Here is a 5,147-nt window from a genome sequence, read left to right as displayed (position 1 = left end):
ATCGAGAGCGCTTCATCGTCGACGCGTTTCAGCGTCAGCGAAAATTCGATCTTTCGCGGGATGCCTTCGGCCGTGTGATAGGTCTGCGTCTCGTTTAGCGAGTCGATGGTGAAAGCGCCGTACACATTGCCGGCGCCGTCCACCAGCACATAGGCATCGCCGGCGTCGCCCATCGTCGCCAGCTCCTTGATTGACGCAATCGAGCCGACCGACTCGGGCGCGACGGTGCCGGTAAGCGTGATCGTGTCATCGCCCACGCCGACGAACTGGCTTGAGTCGCGCGCGCCGACGCGCGAGCTGGTGCGGTGTTTCCAGTTGCGTTGACGCTGCAGCTCCTTGAGCGGTGCCGAGGTCAGGCTAAACACAAACTGGTCGAGGGACATCATCATGTCTGTTTTCTCCGCTTACTGGTCCGACAGGCTCGATCCACGGCGAGCCTGTTGCGAACGCGTCGCGCGCTCCAGCTCGGCGCGCACCATGCGTCCGATTTCAGCCGGGTCCATGCCCGGCGCCGCGTGAATGTGAATGGTGATCGGGCCGAACGCCGCCGGTGCCGCATTGCCGACCGCGCTGGCGGCCGCTGGTGCCGCTGTCAGGGGCGGCCGGGTGTCAATGGGTACGGTCGCCCGAACGATCGGCACGGCGGCCGCCTGTGCGATCGCTGCGCCATTGGCCAGCGCCGGCATGCCGAACGAGGTCGCTGCGATCGTAGCGAGTCCGATCGCCGCCTTCGCTACCCGTCCCTGTTCGCCTTCCATGCCGATCGCCGCGCCCTGCCCGATGAAGCCACCCAGCTCGCCGAATACGCGGCTTGGGCTATGGATGCCAAGCTTTTCCTTGAACCATCCAACAGTCGAATCGGCGACGCCCGTAATCGCATCCTTCACCGCGCCTAGCCCGCTGGTGATGCCGTTGACCAGGCCGGAAAGGAGGTTCGCGCCGAACTCGGTGAACGTCGCCGGCATGTCGATGCCGAACCATGACAGCACGCCGGCGAATGCCTTGTAAAAGAGACCGAGCGGCGACCAATTCAGGATCAGCGCGCCAATGCCCAGCAGGCCGCCGTTCGCGGCGGTCTGCATATCGGCGAACAACCCGTCGACAACGCCGCCGGCCATCTGTTTAGCCCGGTCCCATCCGGCGCTGATACCGTCGCCGATTGCCGAACCCTTCTCCTTGACCCAATCGACGGATGCGCCCCATTTCGATGAGACCCAATCCCACGCTTTGCCCGCGCCGGCCTTGATGCCCGCCCACATCTTCGCGAACTTCGGGCCGAGCGTGTCCCAGTTTTTCCAGATCAGAAACGCGCCGAGTGCGATCAGGCTGATTACCGCGATCAGTGGATTCGCCATTGCCAGCCGGCAGAGCAGCATGAGCGCCTGACCGGCTATGCGCAGACTCCCGACGACGCCGCCACGCAGCAGCGACGACAGGCCGCCGAATACAGCGCGCAATATCCCGCCTTTCATGCCGAGCGTGGTCATGCTGAATTTCAGGACCGCCATCGGGCCGAGAATGCCGGCCAGCACAATCGTCAACGTACCGGCGACGACCAGCAACGCGGCGAGCGCGGCAAGCGTGACGAGAATGACGCGGGAGGCCGTCTGGTGTTCCTTCATGAAGCCGTTGATCTTGTCGACGGCAGACGAGGTCTTATCAAGCGCGGCGTTATAGATCGGAATGATCTTTTCGCCCATCTCTTCTTTCAGGTCTTTCAGTTTGGACAGCGCGGCCAGCTCCTTCCCTTCCGTTTGCTCGCGGCCGAGCTTGTCGAGGTCGTCGATACCGTAAGCCCCCTTGTTCAGCCGCTCGCTCTTGTGAATCTGGTCACGCTGCAGGTACATCGTCGAAAACAGGTTCGCGCCGTTGCCGTTCGTCATGATGGTGGCGAACTCGCTCAGAACCTTTTCCTTGTCGGTGATGCCCTTCGCGGCCAGCTTCGGCAGCAGGACTTTTTCCATCCACTCGAACGGTGACTGGTTGTAAAGCTCGTGGCCGATCAGCGCGTTGGGCTTGATGCGCTTGACCGTTCCGGTGGTGGTGTATTCGACCGACTTCTTGTCGACGAGTCCCAGATCCACCATGCGCTTTGCGGCGCGCACGGTAGTCTTGCCTTGCATTAGGTTGCTGTACGCGGCAGAAACGCCGGTGCCCGCGGCATGCCCGCCCATTTCCTGAATCAGTGGCTCCATCTGGTAAAAGAACGCGTCCTGCCGCATCTGCTTGGCCGCCGTCTTGCCTGTCTGGATGAAGTTGCGCCACTCGTCGCCGCCCACGCGGCCGCCGGTCGCGGACAGCACCTTTTGAACCATGTTCGCTTCACTCCTGAACGTCGCTTCGTTCTTGGTGCCGCCGCGCAGCTCAATGACCTTGAGCATGTTCATGAACTTCTCTTCGTTCTCGTGCCCCTGTTCGCCGCCGAACATGGCCTCGTTCGCGAACTTCATTTTTGTCAGCGTCGGCATGGCCATCTGTGCGTGATGTTCATCGGCAAAAATCGACATACTGTCGCGCATCAGGGTCATCTTTTCGGCGAGGCTGGTGCCGGTCGCGTCCATCTTTCGCACGTAGGCTTCAGCGTCTTTGGTCGCATGGTCGCCGAGGCCGAGCGCCGTAATACGGCCGCGCTCGTTCTGCACCTTCTTCGCTTCGTCGAGGGATTCATGCATACCGCCCAGCATGTGCATGCCGGTCGAGCGCGCGGCATAGCCGCCGACCGCCATGCCGGCGGCCACGCCCTGAATGGATTGCATGCTTTTGCGGGCGGTCGCCATCTTGCGCTCGCGTTCGCTGATTGCATCGAGCTTGCCCATCTGCGCATTCATCGTGGCCGTGGTGGCCGCGATGTTCGTGCGCAGCTCGCGTTCGTGCTGTGCAAGGTTGCGCGTGTCGACGCCAGCGCCGGCGAGGCGTTCGCGCATCTCCTGCAGGCCGGCCGTCTGCTTTTTCTGTTCGGCGCCGAGCTGCGAAGCGGCCTGCCTTGCCTTCGCCAGTTCGCCCGTCATCTGCTGCGAGGGCGGCCCGAACGCGCGCAGCGAGCCGGCCAGCTCCTTCACCCGGCCGCGTGCCGCGTTGAGTTTGGTGGACGTTTCCGTCAGGCCGGCATGCATCTCGCGGAATTTGCCAACGTCCTTTTGCGTCTTGCCCATGTCGGCCAGCTCGCGCCGCGTTTCCTTGAGCGAGCTGGCGAGCCCCTTGTTACCGGCGAGCATGGTTTTCAGGGGCTTCGTGATGCCGTCGATCATGTCGAACATCACGCGAAGTTTCAGGGCGTTATCCATCGTTATTCGTTCCGCTACGTAGTCGCGCGCGCTCGCGCCATTCCATCAGCTCGGCCGGGTAATAGGCGTCCATCGTGGCCGGTGTCCATCCGCTGAAAACCGTCGCGATATCGGCCATCGCGTCTTCTACGCGTTCAGGGAGTCCAGCTTCGCTTTCATTTCCTTCGGCATTAAAAAACCGGCGAAGATACCTCCCAATTGCACGAGGTCGGCCGGGTCGAGCTGCGCCACGTCCATTTCGGTGAGCGTGGGCGTACTGATACGCGGCAGCACCTTTTGCAGCGAGGCGATATCGAGGTCGACGAGGCTCGACAGCGACGTGCCGCGCAGCTCGCCCGAGGTCGGCCGGCGCAGCGTGATATCGGTGATGGTCTGCGCACCACGCCTGATCGGAAAATCGAGCGTGTGCGTGTTCGGGTCTTTGGCCGCCGGCGCGGTGGTGTCGAGGGCTTGCGAAGCGGTGTCTTTCGTGGTCATGGTTGTATCCGTTCGGGTGATGAATGTGATTGCGAATGTGACTGATGAGGCCTGCCCGATCGAGGGGCAGGCCTGCGCGTGTTACAGGCCGATCGCGTTGCGAAGTTGCTGCAGCAGGTCGACGCCGTTGATCTTCTCCACCATGTTGATGAAGTCCATTTCAATGAGGTCTTCGCCGTTCACGGAGAGCTTGTAATAGCTCGCCACGGTCGTGATCTTCATTTCGGTGTCTTCCTTCGGCTTGGCGGAACCGAAGTCGATTTCCTTGTGCCGGCCCTTCACGACGACTTCGATCGAGTCGTAGCCGTCCTTGTCTTCGGCCTGATAACCGCCGGCGAAACGCAGCAATACGCCATCGTGTTTCGTGATGCCGTATTGCTTGAGAACGTCCGGCATGAAGCCGCCGCACGTCCATTCGAGCTGGATCGCCTCCTGCCCGAAGTCGATTTGAATCGGGCCGCTCATGCCGCCGCCCTGATAGTCCTCCATCTTGCGCGTCAGCTTCGGCAGCGTGATTTCCTTCGTTTGCCCGACAAAGTTCGTCCCGTTATGAAACAGGTTGAACCCCTTCATTTTGCGTGGCATGCCCATCTTTTTTACTCCCTGTTAGGCCGTGACGCGTGAGGCGAAATCGGCGAGATAGCGGTCGGTGATGCGCTGGCGAAGCATCAGGTTTTCGAGCGGCGGAACCGGGCAATAGTCATAGTCGATGTACGACTTGCCCGATTTGAGAACGTCGGTCGTGTTCGGCTCCGGGTCGAACCACGACGAGCCGTCGATCAGATAGCCCTGCGATTTCCACTCGCGGAACTTGCCGTTGATGCTTTCGATAATGTCGCGCGCGAGCGACGGATTCAGCGGCCCGTCGACGACCGGCATCTGTGCTTCGGCCATCGTGTCGGCCAGCACTTGCGCGGTGCGCGTGTAGTTCTCGAACGCGAACAGCGGATCGTCCGAGCAGGTGCGCGAGCCCCAGAAGCGATAGCCGTTCCGGTTGATGAGCGTCGTCACGTCCTGTTCGTTGAGATAGCCGGCATCGGTGTCCGGATCTTGCAGATCCCACGAAACCGGCAGGCTGATACCCGTCACGCCACTAACCGCGACGTTGGAAAGCGTCTTGTGCCAGCCGGTCGCCTCGTCGATCAGCGCACGCAAACCAACGGCGTAGGCCGTGGCCGGGACTTCGACCGTCTGGTTGGCGTTGTCGTCCCACGCGAGGAAGTTCGGCCAGATCACCATGACTTCGCGCGCGCTGAACTGCTTGCGGTAAGCCGTGGCTTCTTCCTTCGTTTTCGCGCCGGCGGCGTAGATGTAGGCGAAGCCTTTCAGCGCCTTCGCCGTGGCGGCCAGCTCGGTCCCCACGGCCTGCGTATCGAGCATGGGCGC

At 61.9% G+C, this 5,147-nt stretch carries 6 protein-coding genes; all 6 read right to left on the bottom strand.

The genetic code is table 11. The features are described from left to right. A partial coding sequence (locus tag BX591_RS35635; RefSeq protein WP_111935983.1) for a phage tail protein occupies positions 1–389 on the bottom strand: 389 nt, incomplete at its 3' end. Positions 390–404: 15 nt separating this feature from the next. Continuing rightward, the gene (locus BX591_RS35630) at positions 405–3,284 is read right to left on the bottom strand and encodes a phage tail tape measure protein (protein ID WP_111935982.1); all 2,880 of its coding nucleotides are present in this window, start codon (positions 3,282–3,284) and stop codon (positions 405–407) included. Then, positions 3,277–3,402, bottom strand: coding sequence for a GpE family phage tail protein (locus tag BX591_RS35625; RefSeq protein WP_081936148.1), 126 nt, complete (start codon positions 3,400–3,402; stop codon positions 3,277–3,279). Before BX591_RS35625 ends, BX591_RS35630 begins: the two co-directional genes overlap by 8 nt. An 8-nt stretch (positions 3,403–3,410) precedes the next feature. Further along, the gene (locus BX591_RS35620; protein ID WP_111935981.1) at positions 3,411–3,761 is read right to left on the bottom strand and encodes a phage tail assembly protein; all 351 of its coding nucleotides are present in this window, start codon (positions 3,759–3,761) and stop codon (positions 3,411–3,413) included. Between the two features lie 81 nt (positions 3,762–3,842). Next, complete coding sequence (locus BX591_RS35615) at positions 3,843–4,352, bottom strand: phage major tail tube protein (protein ID WP_167444691.1); 510 nt, start codon at positions 4,350–4,352, stop codon at positions 3,843–3,845. Positions 4,353–4,367: 15 nt separating this feature from the next. Continuing rightward, positions 4,368–5,147: phage tail sheath subtilisin-like domain-containing protein (locus tag BX591_RS35610; RefSeq protein WP_111935980.1), on the bottom strand; the 780-nt coding region annotated here is incomplete at its 5' end.

The sequence above is a fragment of the Paraburkholderia bryophila genome (assembly GCF_003269035.1).
In the GTDB taxonomy this organism is placed as follows: Bacteria; Pseudomonadota; Gammaproteobacteria; order Burkholderiales; family Burkholderiaceae; genus Paraburkholderia; species Paraburkholderia bryophila.
The sequence above is the reverse complement of the archived record's forward strand: the minus strand, read 5'-3'. Positions and strand labels throughout refer to the sequence as shown.